13 protein-coding genes are annotated in these 14,514 nt (G+C 55.8%); 8 read left to right on the forward strand and 5 right to left on the reverse strand.

All coding sequences use genetic code 11. The features are described from left to right. Positions 1–30: 30 nt before the first annotated feature. Positions 31–1,095, reverse strand: coding sequence for a calcium/proton exchanger (cax, locus tag MKY58_RS08245; protein WP_339324166.1), 1,065 nt, complete (start codon positions 1,093–1,095; stop codon positions 31–33). Positions 1,096–1,243: 148 nt separating this feature from the next. On the opposite strand from cax, the gene MKY58_RS08250 reads away from it, so the two are divergent. Then, positions 1,244–1,630, forward strand: coding sequence for an Asp23/Gls24 family envelope stress response protein (locus MKY58_RS08250; protein WP_339324167.1), 387 nt, complete (start codon positions 1,244–1,246; stop codon positions 1,628–1,630). Between the two features lie 58 nt (positions 1,631–1,688). Here MKY58_RS08250 and ftsW read toward each other — a convergent pair whose 3' ends face one another. The 3 genes from ftsW to MKY58_RS08265 all read right to left on the reverse strand — a co-directional run bounded on the left by ftsW (position 1,689) and on the right by MKY58_RS08265 (position 4,843). Then, positions 1,689–2,918, reverse strand: coding sequence for a putative lipid II flippase FtsW (gene ftsW / locus MKY58_RS08255; RefSeq protein ID WP_339324168.1), 1,230 nt, complete (start codon positions 2,916–2,918; stop codon positions 1,689–1,691). 12 nt (positions 2,919–2,930) lie between these two features. After that, a complete protein-coding gene (locus tag MKY58_RS08260; RefSeq protein WP_036707659.1) occupies positions 2,931–3,278 on the reverse strand; it encodes a YugN family protein in 348 nt (115 codons plus the stop codon). A 218-nt stretch (positions 3,279–3,496) separates the two neighbouring features. Next, positions 3,497–4,843, reverse strand: coding sequence for an ISLre2-like element ISTco1 family transposase (locus MKY58_RS08265; RefSeq protein ID WP_339320778.1), 1,347 nt, complete (start codon positions 4,841–4,843; stop codon positions 3,497–3,499). 232 nt (positions 4,844–5,075) lie between these two features. Between MKY58_RS08265 and MKY58_RS08270 the strand changes: the two genes are divergently transcribed. The 7 genes from MKY58_RS08270 to MKY58_RS08300 all read left to right on the forward strand — a co-directional run bounded on the left by MKY58_RS08270 (position 5,076) and on the right by MKY58_RS08300 (position 12,650). Next, positions 5,076–6,251 (forward strand): M20 family metallopeptidase, encoded by a 1,176-nt coding sequence (locus tag MKY58_RS08270; RefSeq protein ID WP_339324169.1) that lies wholly within the window; start codon positions 5,076–5,078, stop codon positions 6,249–6,251. Between the two features lie 141 nt (positions 6,252–6,392). Continuing rightward, positions 6,393–8,081 (forward strand): DNA repair helicase XPB, encoded by a 1,689-nt coding sequence (locus MKY58_RS08275; protein WP_339324170.1) that lies wholly within the window; start codon positions 6,393–6,395, stop codon positions 8,079–8,081. Continuing rightward, positions 8,078–9,964: a helicase-associated domain-containing protein gene (locus tag MKY58_RS08280; RefSeq protein ID WP_339324171.1), complete on the forward strand. Its 1,887-nt coding sequence runs from the start codon at positions 8,078–8,080 to the stop codon at positions 9,962–9,964. The genes MKY58_RS08275 and MKY58_RS08280 overlap by 4 nt, the downstream gene beginning before the upstream one ends. 97 nt (positions 9,965–10,061) lie before the next feature. Continuing rightward, positions 10,062–10,502, forward strand: a complete 441-nt coding sequence (locus MKY58_RS08285) for a YlbF family regulator (RefSeq protein WP_036707668.1) — start codon at positions 10,062–10,064, stop codon at positions 10,500–10,502. A 35-nt stretch (positions 10,503–10,537) separates the two neighbouring features. Further along, on the forward strand, positions 10,538–10,801 hold the full coding sequence (locus MKY58_RS08290; protein WP_036707670.1) for a YlbG family protein: 264 nt from the start codon (positions 10,538–10,540) through the stop codon (positions 10,799–10,801). A gap of 343 nt (positions 10,802–11,144) precedes the next feature. After that, the gene (locus MKY58_RS08295; RefSeq protein WP_339324172.1) at positions 11,145–11,582 is read left to right on the forward strand and encodes a hypothetical protein; all 438 of its coding nucleotides are present in this window, start codon (positions 11,145–11,147) and stop codon (positions 11,580–11,582) included. A gap of 198 nt (positions 11,583–11,780) precedes the next feature. After that, positions 11,781–12,650: a PHP domain-containing protein gene (locus tag MKY58_RS08300; protein WP_339324173.1), complete on the forward strand. Its 870-nt coding sequence runs from the start codon at positions 11,781–11,783 to the stop codon at positions 12,648–12,650. An 88-nt stretch (positions 12,651–12,738) separates the two neighbouring features. Here the strand turns inward: MKY58_RS08300 and MKY58_RS08305 are convergent, their stop codons facing one another. Then, on the reverse strand, positions 12,739–14,496 hold the full coding sequence (locus tag MKY58_RS08305) for an NFACT RNA binding domain-containing protein (protein ID WP_339324174.1): 1,758 nt from the start codon (positions 14,494–14,496) through the stop codon (positions 12,739–12,741). Between the last annotated feature and the right edge of the window lie 18 nt (positions 14,497–14,514).

A 14,514-nucleotide genomic window follows, 5' to 3' on the forward strand; every position in this document is an offset into this window, starting at 1 on the left:
GAGTCCATGCTTTTTTTGTACGCCGGCACGTTATACCATAAAAAAGGAAACGCCGAGGATGACATAAACGACCAGCAGCAGCAAACCTTCGTACCAGTTGGTTTTGCCGTCCTGGATAATCGATTTGGCGATAAATACCGATACCCCGATGGCCAGCAGTTCAATGACCGAAAATACGAGGTTCATGGTGTTGCCGAAGAAAAAGCTGGCAAACACGAGCACGGGCGCTACAAACAGGGCGATCTGCAGGCTGCTGCCCACGGCAATTTCGACGGCCGCGCCGATTTTGTTTTTCATGGCCAGCATAATCGCCGCGCTGTGTTCGGCAGCGTTCCCGATGATCGCGACAAGGAAGGCGCCGACAAACAGCTCGCTCAGGCCGAATTTGCTCGTAAACGTCTCCAGTGTCCCGACAAGCCATTCGCTGACAAACGCGACCATGACGGTGGCGATAATCAGGTAAAGGATCGATCTGCCCTTGGACCACTCGGGCCCATGCTCATGCGGCAGCTCCTCGTTTTCCGTCACGTCGGCGAGGTAATCCTTATGCGTGATCATGGAAAAAATAAGCCAGAAAATGTACGCCACGATCAAAATGCCCGCCACGATCAGGCTCAGCGTCTTGGAATCGCTGGTCGTGATGGCATGCGTGTTCAGGAACACGGCCGGAACAAACAAAGAAATAACCGCCACGATCATGAGCGATCCGTTCATGCCGGCCAGCGAAACGTTGAAGCTCTGGATCTTGAATTTCAAGCCGCCTGCAAAAATGCTTAATCCAAGCACCAGCAGCAGGTTGCCGATGATGGAACCGGTCAAGCTCGCCTTCACCATATCGAACAGCCCTTCTTTGACGAGAAAGATGGCGATGATCAGCTCGGCTGCGTTACCGAATGTTGCATTCAGAAAACCGCCCAAGCGCTGGCCGGCATAGTGGGCGACGCTTTCCGTCGCTTTCCCCAGGAAGCCTGCCACAAAGATGACGGAGATGGCTGCGAGAACGAACTGAATCGTCGAATCCCAGCCCCCGTAGTGGGCGATCCCGCTCAGGACGAAGAATGCAATCAGTAGAAAAGGGCTCAACCATTTTTTCAATTTTCGACACCTCGAGATATGTAGGATGAACATTCTTTCTCAATATACCCAAAACATGCTAAGTTGTAAACAAATCGGCCTTCCGATATTTGCTTTTGATTCCCGTAGGATTTACAATAATTGATAATGAGGCGAAGGAGGAAGGGGAATGACTGAACAACTTCAATTGGAGTCCGGAACGATCCGGATCGCAGATGATGTCGTATCGAAAATTGCCGGATTGGCTGCGCTCGAAACCCCTGGCATTGCCGCCATGTCGGGCGGATTGTCGGAAGGCTGGGCCAAGCGCCTGAGCGGCAAAAACGTGCAGAAAGGCGTTACCGTGGAGGTCGGGCAGCTCGAAGCCGCGATCGATTTGCGGATCATCGTTTTGTATGAAACCCCGATCCACGAGGTATGCCGCATGCTGCAGCAAAATGTCCGCACGGCGGTGGAAAGCATGACGGGGCTGCGGGTCGTGGAAGTAAACGTCAAGGTCGAAGGCGTCGCCTTCAAGGACGATGAAATCGAGGACGTTACGACGCGCGCGAAATAAAGCGGCTAAACAGAGCCGACAGGACGGCATCACCTTGGATCGAACCGAAAAAAAGAGACTACACGGATCTCCGGTAGTCTCTTTTGATTTGCACGGACTTGACGACTTCCTGTTTGGCAGGCTGGTTCACCGATCGCGAAATGCTCAGCATGATTCCCATGGCAAACATCATGATCAGCAGGGAGCTGCCTCCGTAACTGATGAACGGAAGGGTAACCCCGGTCAAAGGGATGGTCTGCGACACCCCGCCGATGTTGACGAAGGCTTGGATCGCGAACAGCCCCATGACGCCGATCCCCACGAGCGTTCCGAAAGGATCGGGACACCTGAGCGCGATGATGATGCCCCGCCATAGAAAATAGACGTAGACCAGCAGGAACAGGCTTGTCCCGATAAAGCCGAATTCCTCCGCCATGACCGGAAAAATAAAGTCGTTGTACGGATTTTTGATGTAATTCAGCTTTTGGATGCTTTTGCCGAAGCCGGTGCCGGTCACTTGGCCGTTCCCGATCGCGGTCAAAGACTGAATCAGGTTGTAACCCGTATCTTCGGGATCCTGGTAGGGATCGATCCAAGCCATGATCCGTCCCATCTTGTAATTGCTCGACTGCGTCTGCGGCGCATCGCTATGCGTGATCGATTTGATCAGGGAATTGGCGCCAAGCACGAGGCTCGCTCCCAGAACGACCAGGAGGAACGAGCCGAGCATATGTTTCAGGCTGGCGCCTCCCGCATAAATGATGAGCGCGCTTGTCGCCACGAGGATCAGGGTGGAGCCCAGATCCGGCTGCATCATGATAAGCCCGGCCACGAAGCCGACGATGACCATGACGGGAATATAACCCGTCCGCAAATCCCTGAAGCGCTCTCCCTTTTTGACGATCAAAGCGGAAAGATACAGGATGATCGTGATTTTGGCGAGCTCCGTCGGCTGGATCCCGAGTCCGGCGATCTGCAGCCAGCTGCGGGCGCCGTTGATGCCGCTCGTAAAGGGCACGAGCACCAGCAATATCACGGTGAAGAAAAACATCGGCACGAACAGCTTTTTATATTTGGTGTAATGGATGTTCATCGCCACAAACATGACAACGGTGCCCAGGATGGCCCAAATGAACTGCTTTTTCGTGAAATAAAGCGGGTCATGATTGAATTTCTCGCTGGAAATGGTGAGGCTTGAACTGGCACTAAACACCATCACCAGCCCAAAACCGACCAACAGAAAAGTAAGGATTAGCAGCTGAAAATCCGGTGCCCCTCTTTTCCTCAGTTGGGGTTTCTCTTGAGTCATAAAGGGCCTGCCCTAAGCTTCCAGCGCAGCTTTGAATTGCTGGATTTTTTGGTTGGCGACGTTAAGAATTTTGGAAGGAATCGGCGTCTCGTATTCCAGCCCGTGGGGGAATGTCGCTTTTCCCATGTAAACGGCTTCGATTTCGAGCACGGCGTGCGGCTTTTCCAGCTTTCCTTCGACGGCGCGCGTGTTCATGCGCAGGAAATATTCCGAGTTCGTGTCTTTATCCTCGATTTTATAATCGTATGTAGCCCGGGTGTATTCCCACTGCCAGCGCACGAATCCCGTTTTTTCAGCTACTTCGTCCAAAAATGCCAGGTCGCTTTTCAGACCGACAAGTCCCGTATTTTCAAAAATCATCCTACAAAATCCTCCCTTTAATTGCCTGTAAAGTTCTTTACTCATGATATTATGTTTCAAGCGCTTGTGCAAGCTTTGTCGGCGCGCGGTCAGTGTCAAGCTAGCGTGGGCAGTCATTTAAGATGCCTGGAACGCGAACCCCGAAGGAACCTCTTCCTTGTAAGCGCTTTGCTTCGTTCTTTCATCAAACACAAGTGATTTGTCAGAATTTTTTGCCGTTATCCGCGAAGTGCTTTGAGTGCCATACCCGTTGTGCTGCTTTGCTTCGGTCCTTGCAGCATGCGAATCATTCCAGCGATACAACCCTTGACCGGTTGCGTCACGTTCTTGAGCAATTGCCGCATGTTTATCGACTGCTGCGGCGTTGCCTGCTTACTCGCTTGTCCTTCAACCGTTCTTACCACCGTGCCCGCTTCTTGAATCCTCATCATCGTCCTCAGCATCGCCCTGACGCCTCGCTCACTCCAACTGTACCCGCCACGCTTCGTCCGCTTGGCGAATATACGCATCTGCGATTCCGCGCTTCCCATCGGGCGCATGCCGCTTGTGTCGATCCCCTTCGCCTGGAGTGTTTTTCGGTAGTCGTCCAAATGCTTCTCATGCCGCTTTAGAAATCTTTTATACGGCTTCCAATCCTTCCGGTTCTCTTCCGCTATCTCTTGCTCCGACACGCCTTCCAGGACCGCCATAAGCGCGGCTGCATCCTGTTTGGCCAAAGACCGTCTCACGGTCTCCCACACCTGCGGCAAATGACCAACAAAGCGTTTCAAATCACGCGCCACATGAAAGCGGTCCAGCATGTACAGACATTGGTGAAAGTAGGATGTACATTCCCCGATCCACGCCGCGCCGTCTCCGTTCACCACAAGCCACGTGTTCTCGTCGATTTCGTAACGCTCCACCAGAAAGTCCCCGAACCCTTCCCAGAAGTCGCCGCCGCTCGTATGCAGGTAATGCTGTTTGTTCTTCAGCTGTACCCGCTTGCCGTTCTTCTCCCAGCCTTCGTGTACGACTGCAATTGCGTTCTCCATCCCGCGCTTTTTGCTCCGCTGCAGCTTCGTGTACAGCCCATCCACTTCCACGAACAGCACGCGGGCAGCGCGCCGTTTCACCGCTGGCATCGGCTGTTGCGCACGCTCCATCAGTTTTTCCCTGATCGCTTGGTGGCTCAGCACATTGTAGCCCAAAAGCTGCTCCAGCCGCTTTGCGCTGTCCCGGTACGACGGTCCTTGGCTTGCGAATGCGATTGCTGTCTCTTCCAAATGCGGACTGACTTTCCCGCGCCCTTCGAATTGCAACAGCTGATCCAGCAGATACACGTGTTTGCCGCTTCTACGGTCACAGTACAATCTCCGCTTAAAGCGCACATTCCCGAACACTGTGTTGACGCTTGTTTCACGCTCGTCCTTTACTCGATAACGCTCTCGGTCCCGTTGCTCCAGGATCTGCTGATCCAGCGCCTCCAGCACCTGCTTCATCGCACGAGCGAATTCCTCCTGCATTTTCCGGAAAATCCATTGCTCAATCTCTTTCATCGTCGGCATTATTGTGGTAAAGTGGCTCACAGGAGCTTCCTCCTTCTTGGTGTGTTGTGCGTCAAACATCACTTTACCAAGGGAGAAGCTCTTTTTCTATATCCGCTTTTTCCAATTCCTACACCCACAGAGATTTTACACTATCCGGCGCGCGGGACATACCCCGTCCGGCCGGTTTCTGCTACAATGGAAAAAAGGCATTGTGGCCGGAGAGCGGAAAACAATGCGGTAGACATTCTTTTTGGCGAGAGGACGTGTGTACATGAAAGAAGAGGAAATACTGGACGCGCTGCAGCCGCAAATGGTGGAATGGAGGCGCTTTCTGCACCGAAACCCCGAGCTTTCGTACCATGAACGGAAAACGTCGCAGTTCGTGGCCGGCAAGCTGCGGGAGCTCGGGCTGGCCGTATCGACCGGGGTGGGCGGCGGTTACGGCGTCGTCGGCGTTTTGACAGGCGGCAAGCCCGGCAAAACGGTGGCGCTCCGGGCCGACATGGACGCACTGCCGATCCAGGACGAAAAAACATGCGAATATGCTTCGGGGGTAGCCGGCGTGATGCACGCATGCGGCCATGACGGCCACACGTCGACCCTGCTGGGCGTCGCTGCTTATTTCAGCCGGCGGCAAGCGGACGTTGAAGGGGAAATCCGCTTTATTTTCCAGCCGGCGGAAGAGGTTTGTCCGGGAGGCGCCCGCGGCATGATCAATGCCGGCGTTCTCGATGGGGTCGACGTCATTTACGGGGTCCATTTGTGGACGCCGTTTGTGGCCGGGACGGCGGCAAGCGCGCCGGGACCGCTCATGGCGGCGGCCGACGAATTTTTTATCGACATCACGGGCAAGGGCGGGCATGGAGGCATGCCGCACGTGACGGTCGACAGCGTCGTGGCGGGGGCGGCGGTCGTCATGCAGCTGCAAAGCATCGTCAGCCGGACGGTTGATCCGCTGAAGCCGGCGGTCGTGACGATCGGCACCATCCAGGGCGGCAGCGCGCAGAACGTCATTGCGGAATCCTGCCGCATTACGGGAACGGTCCGCACCTTCGACGAAGAGACGCGCCTGCTTATCCGCAAGCGGATTGAGGATATCGCCCGTCTGACGGCCGAAACCTACGGCGCCAAGGCAAACATCGAATATCTTATGGGATATCCGCCCCTCGTGAATGACGAGGAGGAAACCGGCCGTTTCTTCCGTGTGGCGCCGGGCGTGTTCGGAGAAGGGCAAGTCAGCGAGTGCGCCAAAATCATGCCTGCCGAGGATTTTTCGTATTACCTGGAACGGGTTCCGGGGTGCTTCATGTTCGTGGGAGCGGGCAACGAAAGCCTTCAGGCGGTTTATCCGCATCATCATCCCCGGTTCGATTTCGACGAATCGGCGATGCTCGCCGCGGCCAAGCTGCTTGTATCGATGACGCAGTCCTATCAGGGCTGGGAATAAGCGGAGGCGGGTTCCGGCTTAACGGCACCGCAAAATGCAGAATAGTCTGGGGATCTTTGGGAAAACATAAAGGTATCCGAAAAACGAAGTTCACTTCCTGCGTTAGGAGGTGGACTTTTTCCATATGGAAAGGAGCCGAAGATGAACGATCTTAAAGCCTGCATCGTCCAGCGCGACCGGACGGTGCTGCTGGAATGCGCCCATCCCGGATTCGAGGCGGCTCGGGAGAAGCTTGCCCGGTTTGCGGAGCTTGTGAAAAGCCCCTCCGCTTTCCATACCTACAGAATTACGCCGCTATCCTTATGGAACGCGGCCGCTTTGGGCAGCACCGCCGAAGACATTGCCGCCGACCTGGAGTCGATTGCGCGGTGGGGGCTGCCGGCGGGACTGCTGCAGGAAATCCGCGGGCTCGTGTCAAGGTACGGCAAATTGATGCTGGAAAGGGAAGCGGACGGCGAAGGGGACACGCTTTGCCTGACGGCTGCCGACAGCCGGCTTCTGGACGAAGCGGTCGCCTCCCCGGCATTGTCGGAACTTGTGCTCGACCGCATCTCGCCGGTCCAAGCCCGAATTTCGGCCGCGGCGAGGGGCCGCCTTAAACAGGAGCTGATGCGCTATGGGTTCCCCGTGCTGGATTTGGCTGGGTATCACGAAGGCCAGGCGCTGCGGCTCCAGTGGCAAAATGGCGGCGAAGGAAAGCCGTTTTCCCTCAGGAGCTATCAGACGGAAGCCGTTGAGGCGTTCGAAGGCGTAACGGGCAGCGGCGGCAGCGGCGTATTGGTTCTTCCCTGCGGGGCAGGCAAGACCATCATCGGCATCGCCGCGCTTGAAAGACAGCAGTGCGAATGCCTCATCCTGACGTCGAACACCACTTCCGTCGAGCAGTGGATTCGCGAATTAACCGAAAAGACGACGCTGAAGCCGGATCAAGTGGGCCAATATACCGGCGAACGGAAGGAAGTGAAGCCGGTTACCGTCGCCACGTACCAAATTTTGACCCACAGGCGTTCCAAGGAAGGCGAATTCGAGCATATGAAGCTGTTTAACGAGCGGAACTGGGGGCTCATCATTTACGATGAAGTCCATTTGCTGCCGGCCCCGGTGTTCCGTGCGACGGCGGAAATCCAAGCCACGCGCAGGCTGGGACTGACGGCGACGTTGGTCAGGGAGGACGGATGCGAACAGGACGTCTTTTCGCTCATCGGTCCCAAACGGTACGAAATGCCATGGAAAGAACTTGAGGCCAAAGGCTGGATCGCCCGGGTCGAATGCAGCGAAATCCGCGTTCCGATGGATGCCGCGCTTCGGGAAAAGCATGCATACGCCGAAGGCAAAGACAAATTCAGGCTTGCCGCGGAGAACCCCGGCAAAACGGCAATCGTCGCCGATCTGCTGAAGAGGCATCCGCAAGGGGGCGTTTTGGTGATCGGGCAATATCTGGACCAGCTGCAAGCGCTCGCCGCCGCGATCGGCGCGCCGCTCATCAGCGGCAGGACGCCGCAGCGCCAGCGGACGGCTTTGTTTGCATCGTTTAGGAAGGGGGAAACGCCCGTGCTCGTCGTGTCTAAGGTAGCGAATTTCGCCGTAGACCTTCCGGACGCATCGGTCGCGATCGAAGTGTCGGGGAGCTTCGGATCAAGGCAGGAGGAGGCGCAGCGGCTAGGCCGGATTTTGCGTCCGAAAGCGGGGGACAACCGGGCGTATTTCTATACGCTCGTGACCGAAAACAGCAAGGAAGAGGAGTTTGCCGTCAAACGACAAATGTTCCTCGTCGAGCAGGGGTATGAATATGCGGTCCATTCCGCAAGGGAGGTGCGTTCGGGAACATGAGCATCAACGATTCGTCCGAATGGAATGAATGGCCCAGCCAGCTCGCCGAATGCGAGGCCGAGCTGTTAAAGGGGCTGGCCGGCCGTTTTGCGGGTCAGCCGTTCGGCGAGCCGGCATGGGAGGAAATCGGCGGCATGGCCCGCAGCGGGGCGGAGCTGAAGCTGTCGTTTCTCCGCCTCCGGAAACGCGGATGGGTCCACGCCGTCAAAAAAGCTTGGGGCGAACGGCTGTATTACATTCCGGCGGAAAAGCTGATCCGGCTGCTGCCGGCTTTTTATGCCCCGCCATGCGCAGGCGCCGCCGCATCAGGGCTTAATATCCGGCGGGAAGCGGGCCCCGGACTCGCGCTGGACCTGCTGCATGCGCTGGCCTGCGTCGCGGACCAGGGGCTTCCGCTGACCGCCAAAGGGACGGTGCACAAAAAAAGCTTGCAGAAGCTGCAGGAGCCGCTTTTTTTAAGCCATGAACACGTAAGTCGGCTCTCCCTTCAGTATGCGCATCAAGATACGTACGAACCGGCCATTGCCGTCGTGCTCGACCTGCTGTTATGCATGGGATTCATAACGGATAGGGACGGAGCATTCCGGCTTGATGAGCAACGCCTAGGTGAATGGCTCAGCTTGTCCGAGCATGAAATGAACCGCATTCTGCTTCGAACCGCGATCGAGCGGTACGGGCCAAACGATGCCGGCATGCAGCTGTTTCGGTATTTCATTTGCCTCCTTGCAACCCCCGAACGGGAATGGATCGACGTTCCGGCGCTGCTGCGGTGGATGGAAGGCGAAGGGATGCTGAATGCGGCGGATGCAGCGGGCCAAGCGGAAGTTTGGCTTTGCGCTCTTGCCGGATTCGGCTGGGGAGACGTGGCGGAGGCGGATAACGGAGATTGCGCATTCCGGTGGACCGTCGACTCCCGGCGTTTGCTGTTTGAGGACGGCGGAGAAAACGGGGAGGACGACGCGCGTTTTTACGTCCAGCCGGATTTTGACGTCATATGCCCTCCCGGCGTCCCGTTTTATCTGCGCTGGAAGCTGCTGGCCTGTACCGAATTGGTGCAATGCGACCGGGTGTCCGTGTACAAACTGACGCGGGCGGGTACGGCCAAAGCGGCAGAAAAGGGGTTCGGGGCGCCTCAAATATTAAGCATGTTGGCCCAAGGCTCCGCCGCCGAAATTCCGGCGCATGTCGCGGCAGCGGTGGAGCAGTGGGGCAAGGAAATCGGCCGGACCCGGTTCGACGAAGCGCTTCTGCTGTCCTGCATGACCGAGGAGGAAGCCGACCGCATCGCCGCGCATCCCCGGCTCGAAGGTGAGCTGACGCGGATCGGGCCCAAACACTTTATGGCCAAAGCCTCCGAAACGGGCAAAATACGCAGCATGTTGGAAGGCATAGGGCTGGCTCCGCTTAAAAGGGTCGGCAACGGCGACGGTAAGCCCCCCGCGTATCCGCTGATCGGCGATGAACCGAAGCCGGAAGCCCGGGAGCGGTTGATGCCGGGTCGTTATTACGAGGCACAAGGCCTCGTCTATTCGGGCCGCAACGTCCGTTTTTTCGATCCGGATCACGACATTCCCGAGCCGGTTTCCTTGTTTCCGGGATATGAGCGGCTTCCGGCAAGATGGCTTCAAGATTTCCGGAGCTACCACAGCTCCACCGCGCAAAGCATCGTCGAGCAGGCTCAAAGCTGGCAAACCCGGGTTTTGCTGAATCTGGGGGGGAAGCGGGCGGAATTCGCTCCGACGGCGGTATATTCGGCTCCCTGGAGGGCGGAGGGCGTTTTGCACGATTTGGAAACCGGGACGTTCGAGCGGCGCGAGCTTGCGGCCGAAGACCTGGGAGAGCTGAAACTGATCGTTCCCAAGCTCGACGGGGAGACGACGTAGTGCCGAAATCCCTCTTCTTAAGGAAGACGGGTTATGATATGATAGAAGAGTCCACTTGACGACAAGTGGAACTTTTAAGGAATTGGGATGAATTTTCATGAGCGTATCAGAAGTGCAGACAATGGACATGGCTGCCGTACTGATGAACGCCTATGAATTAGGCGATATGATCAATCAGTCCGTCGAGGTGTCTGATTATTTATATTGGAAGCAGCGCGTTGACAGCAATCCTGAAATCCAGGAGCTGGTCCGCCTGCTTGCGAAGAAGAAAGAGCTCTTCGAGGAAACCCAGCGTTTCGGACACTTCCATCCGAACTACCACAGCGCGAAGGATGAGGTGAAGGCCGTCGAGGAACAGCTGGATCAGTTTGAGGAAGTCGTACGCTTTAAGCAAGCGGAAAAGGAGCTCGACGATCTGCTTCACCAGATGTCCGAAATGATTGCGTTTTCCGTATCGGACACGATTAAGGTGCCAAGCAACGATCCGCTTCCGAAACGCGGCTGCGGCGGCGGGGGCAAATGCGGCTGCGGCGGTTAAGCTGTAGACAGGGAACATAAGCGAGGTGGGAAAAGATGTTTGCAGAACGGACAGGTTATATTATATGGGTGACGGATGTCAAGGCGGCCAGAAATCTTGAAAAATACGGAACCGTTCATTATATTTCGAGGCGCATGCATTATGTGGTGATGTACGTCAACGCGGATCGGGCCGAAGAAACGGCCAAAAACATTCGCAGGCTTTCCTATGTGCGAAAGATTGAGCGCTCCTACCGCAACGAGATCAAAACGGAATATACGAAAGACGTTCCCGACAAAACGAGATTTTACGGCCTATAATATCGAAAGGGGCCCGTTCTTTCAGCGGGGATGACCCCGGTTTCCCATCGAACATAAGACGTTTTTTCGCAAAAGCAGCCTAACGGCTGCTTTTTTTTATTCCGCGCTCCGGAAAGCAGCTTCTACGGGGAGGTCCCGGGCGGTCGAACGTTTCGAACGGGACGGGAGCGGATTGCGGCCTTCGGGGCATGCCTTGTTTCAAGCTGCCGATATTTAGTCGGAGAGCCATCTGGAATTCTATTAATTTTAAGACTTTTTTACTTGTGCAACCCGATGTTGTGATGTAATATAATAGGTAAATATATCTAGACTGAAAGTCCTATGTGGTGGAGAGTGATGTTCCATGCGCGACAGAGGAATGGAAAGGTGGACCACCTATGAACCATTCTACGTTGTCCTGGGCGATAAAAAGGTTGCTGACATCGTCATAACCAATCATGCAAAAACGAGATATAACGACCGCATCGAGCGCGGGGATCACCAAACGGACGACATTGCGGCATGGATGTGGGAATGCCTGAAACAAAGCCGGATGCTCCCCTATTACCGGAATGAACAGGACGTTTATCTGATTGACGAGGATTTGGTCGTCGTTGCGGAATTTACCGAACTCGAGGGCGAATTTGACATCAGCGGCAATCCTTTGCATAAAATGATCGTGGTTACGTTTTTGGGACGGATGTCCGAAACGATCGAATTAAGAGATTTGAAGTCCTATTATTCCTGGCTGCGCCATTCCCGAAGAATGACGCTCATCAAAAACACCCGAAAACGCAGATAGATTATTTACATAACGGCTGTATGGCAGGCATGGATCCGACTCTTTCGGATGCATGCCTTTTTTACGGTTAGGCTCGCGAATCCTTGCTTATATTAAGGAAGTTTCCCGTCGCGCAAGATCCGTTTGCGGTTGATTTGGCGGCAGCTGTCCGAATCCTTTACAATAAATACAAGACAAAACGATGTGGAGGAATGCTCAATGACTGTTGCAACGGAAACATGCGACCTGCATACGCACACGCTGGCGTCGGACGGCATGCAGAGCCCCGTGGAAAACGTCCGGCTTGCCCGGGATAAGGGGCTTGCGGCGATCGCCATCACCGATCACGATACGGTCGCGGGCGTGAAGGAGGCGATGGAAGAAGGCGTCCGCAGCGGCGTCACCGTCGTCCCCGGCGTCGAAATCAGCACCCGCGCAAGCGGAAAAGACATTCATGTGCTCGGGTATTACGTCGATTGCGGGAACGAACTTTTTCTGCAGCGGCTGGCCGACCTGCGGAATACGCGGGACGAACGCAACGCGAAAATGATCGCGAAGCTGCGTGAGCTGGGCGTGGACATTACGATGGAAGAGGTTATCGCCGGGCTCGGGAGGGAACTGGGTCCCGATGAGACCGTTGCCCGCCCGCATATAGCGGACGTGCTGGTCGGCAAGGGATATGCCCGCGATATGCGGGATGCGTTTGACAAATATTTAGGGGAAGATGCCCCTGCGTACGTTTCGGTTCCGCGGATTTCGCCGGGTGAAGCGTGTTCTTGGATCCGCGAAGCTGGAGGAACCCCAGTGCTTGCCCACCCGGGAATTTACGGCGACGATGGGCTGGTCAGGGAAATATTGGAACAGGCCCGACCAGCGGGCATCGAGGTCTTTCATTCGGATCACGGGCCCGAGGACGAGAAACGCTATCAGGCCATGGCGGATCAATACGGGCTGATCGTGACGGCCGGCTCCGATTTCCATGGGGCAAGGCAGGGCGTCGTGTTCCACGGCGAGATCGGTAACCGGACGGTTTCGGCAAAGGTGCTTGAACAGCTCCGGCAAGCGTCCGCAGGTTTCGGGTTAGGCTAAAAGAGACTCATCACGGAAAAAAAGCTGCGCGTTTCTGCTTGGGAAAGCAGGAGCGGCAGCTTTTTTTAATGGGTTCCGGCATTCGTGATTATTTCAGCGCGTTGGCGAGACTTTTGATCCGTTCCTCATCCGGCGTGATGACCAGCGTTTTTTGATGGTCGTAGATGACGAATCCGGGTTTGGCCCCGTTTGGCTTGTGGACGTGACGGATCAGGGTGTAGTCGACGGGAACGCTGCTGGATTCTTTCGCCTGGCTGTAATAAGCCGCAAGCATGGCCGCTTCCTCGAGCGTCCGGTCGCCGAATTCGCTGCTGCGGATCACGACATGGGAACCGGGAATGTCTTTCGTATGCAGCCAAGTATCCCCCGAGGCGGCCAGCTTGTTGGTCAAATATTCGTTTTGCAGGTTGTTTTTGCCGACGTAAATTTCGACGCCTTCGGACGAGGTGAACACATGCAGCGTCGGACGGTCGTTTTTTTTCTTTTTCTTCGTCTTTTTGCTGCGGTCGCGGAGGTAGCCCTGCTGGATCAGCTCCTCGCGGATTTCGTCGATGTCGCTCATGGACGCGTAGGACAGCTGCTGCAGCAGCTCGTCCATGTAGCGGATTTCTTCCTTCGTTTTCTCCAGCTGCTCTTGAATGACGACGAGGCTGTTTTTGTATTTGTTGTATTTTTTGAAATACCGCTGGGCGTTATCCGACGGCGTCAGCAGCGGATCGAGCGGGATGGAGACCGTCTTTTGCTCCTCATCGTAAAAATTGACGAGTTCGGCCGTTTTGTCGCCTTTTTGGATCGTATGCAGCGAAGCGAACAGCAGCTCTCCGTAAATCCGGTACCGGTCGGCATCGTCCGCCTCGGCCAGATCCTTGTGCAGGTGGTCGAGTTTTTTGATGTTTTTGGAGCGTTCGTTTTGCAGGAAACGAAGCAGGTCGCTCACCTTTTGCTTGACCGTGTCCCGTTCGGCTTTTTCCCCGAAATAATCCTCCATGCAGGCGCTGATCGAGTCGTAATGTTTGATCTCGTCCGCAAGCAGCGTCAGGTTGACGGCGGAAAACACCATTTTGCCCTTGGCGTTCGCTCCGGAGACCGGCTTGTATTCGTGCTTTCGGACAGGCTCCATCACGGAGGTGAAAGCATCCCATAAGGCGGCGCACCGCTCATACGTTTCGTCCTCGCTCGCTTGAGGGTCAAATGCGGCACCCGTCCCGGCACGGTGCGCGATTTCCTGGGCGACCAGCGGACTCACCCCGCTGAACGTATCGACGATCCAGGCAACGGGGTCCTGGGCGCCGGAGCATTTGACGAAAAATTCTTTGCGGTCCGCTGCCAGCGGGTCGAGCTTATGTTGCTGCGGCGGTTCGGTGTAGGCAAACCCCGGCATGACGATCCGGTAGCTGCTGATGCTGGGCGTGACGTGATGAATGCCGTCGAGGATGGTTTCGCTCGAATGGTCGGTCAAAATGATGTTGCTGTGGCGTCCCATCAGCTCGACGACGATTTTTTTGGTGGATACGTCCCCGAGCTCGTCGCGCTGGCGGACCGTCAAATGGATGATCCGCTCCATGCCGACCTGGCTGATGTCTTCGATGATCCCGCCCTCGCAATGTTTGCGCATGAGCATGCAGAACATCGGCGCTTCCTGCGGATTCATGAAACTCCGCTCCGTAAAATGCACCCGCGGATACGTCGGGTTTGCCGACAGCAGCAGCTTGGCGTTGCCCTCGCGCGTGCGCAGGTGCAGCAGAAGGTCGTGGTCTCCGGGCTGGTATATTTTGCTGATGCGGGCTCCCCGGCATTTTTCCAGCTCATGCACGATCGCCCTTGTTACGATTCCGTCCAATGACATGTTTTATATTCTCCCATC

It is taken from the genome of Paenibacillus sp. FSL W8-0194, assembly GCF_037969745.1.
GTDB classification, from domain to species: Bacteria; Bacillota; Bacilli; order Paenibacillales; family Paenibacillaceae; genus Paenibacillus_AQ; species Paenibacillus_AQ cookii.

Coding starts and splice junctions, on each gene's coding strand:
- MKY58_RS08260 (WP_036707659.1), bottom strand. CDS start 3,278: ATGATTTTTGAAAATACGGGACTTGTCGGTCTGAAAAGCGACCTGGCA.
- MKY58_RS08275 (WP_339324170.1), top strand. CDS start 6,393: ATGAACGATCTTAAAGCCTGCATCGTCCAGCGCGACCGGACGGTGCTG.
- MKY58_RS08300 (WP_339324173.1), top strand. CDS start 11,781: ATGACTGTTGCAACGGAAACATGCGACCTGCATACGCACACGCTGGCG.
- MKY58_RS08305 (WP_339324174.1), bottom strand. CDS start 14,496: ATGTCATTGGACGGAATCGTAACAAGGGCGATCGTGCATGAGCTGGAA.
- MKY58_RS08250 (WP_339324167.1), top strand. CDS start 1,244: ATGACTGAACAACTTCAATTGGAGTCCGGAACGATCCGGATCGCAGAT.
- ftsW (WP_339324168.1), bottom strand. CDS start 2,918: ATGACTCAAGAGAAACCCCAACTGAGGAAAAGAGGGGCACCGGATTTT.
- MKY58_RS08280 (WP_339324171.1), top strand. CDS start 8,078: ATGAGCATCAACGATTCGTCCGAATGGAATGAATGGCCCAGCCAGCTC.
- MKY58_RS08295 (WP_339324172.1), top strand. CDS start 11,145: ATGCGCGACAGAGGAATGGAAAGGTGGACCACCTATGAACCATTCTAC.
- MKY58_RS08285 (WP_036707668.1), top strand. CDS start 10,062: ATGAGCGTATCAGAAGTGCAGACAATGGACATGGCTGCCGTACTGATG.
- MKY58_RS08290 (WP_036707670.1), top strand. CDS start 10,538: ATGTTTGCAGAACGGACAGGTTATATTATATGGGTGACGGATGTCAAG.
- MKY58_RS08270 (WP_339324169.1), top strand. CDS start 5,076: ATGAAAGAAGAGGAAATACTGGACGCGCTGCAGCCGCAAATGGTGGAA.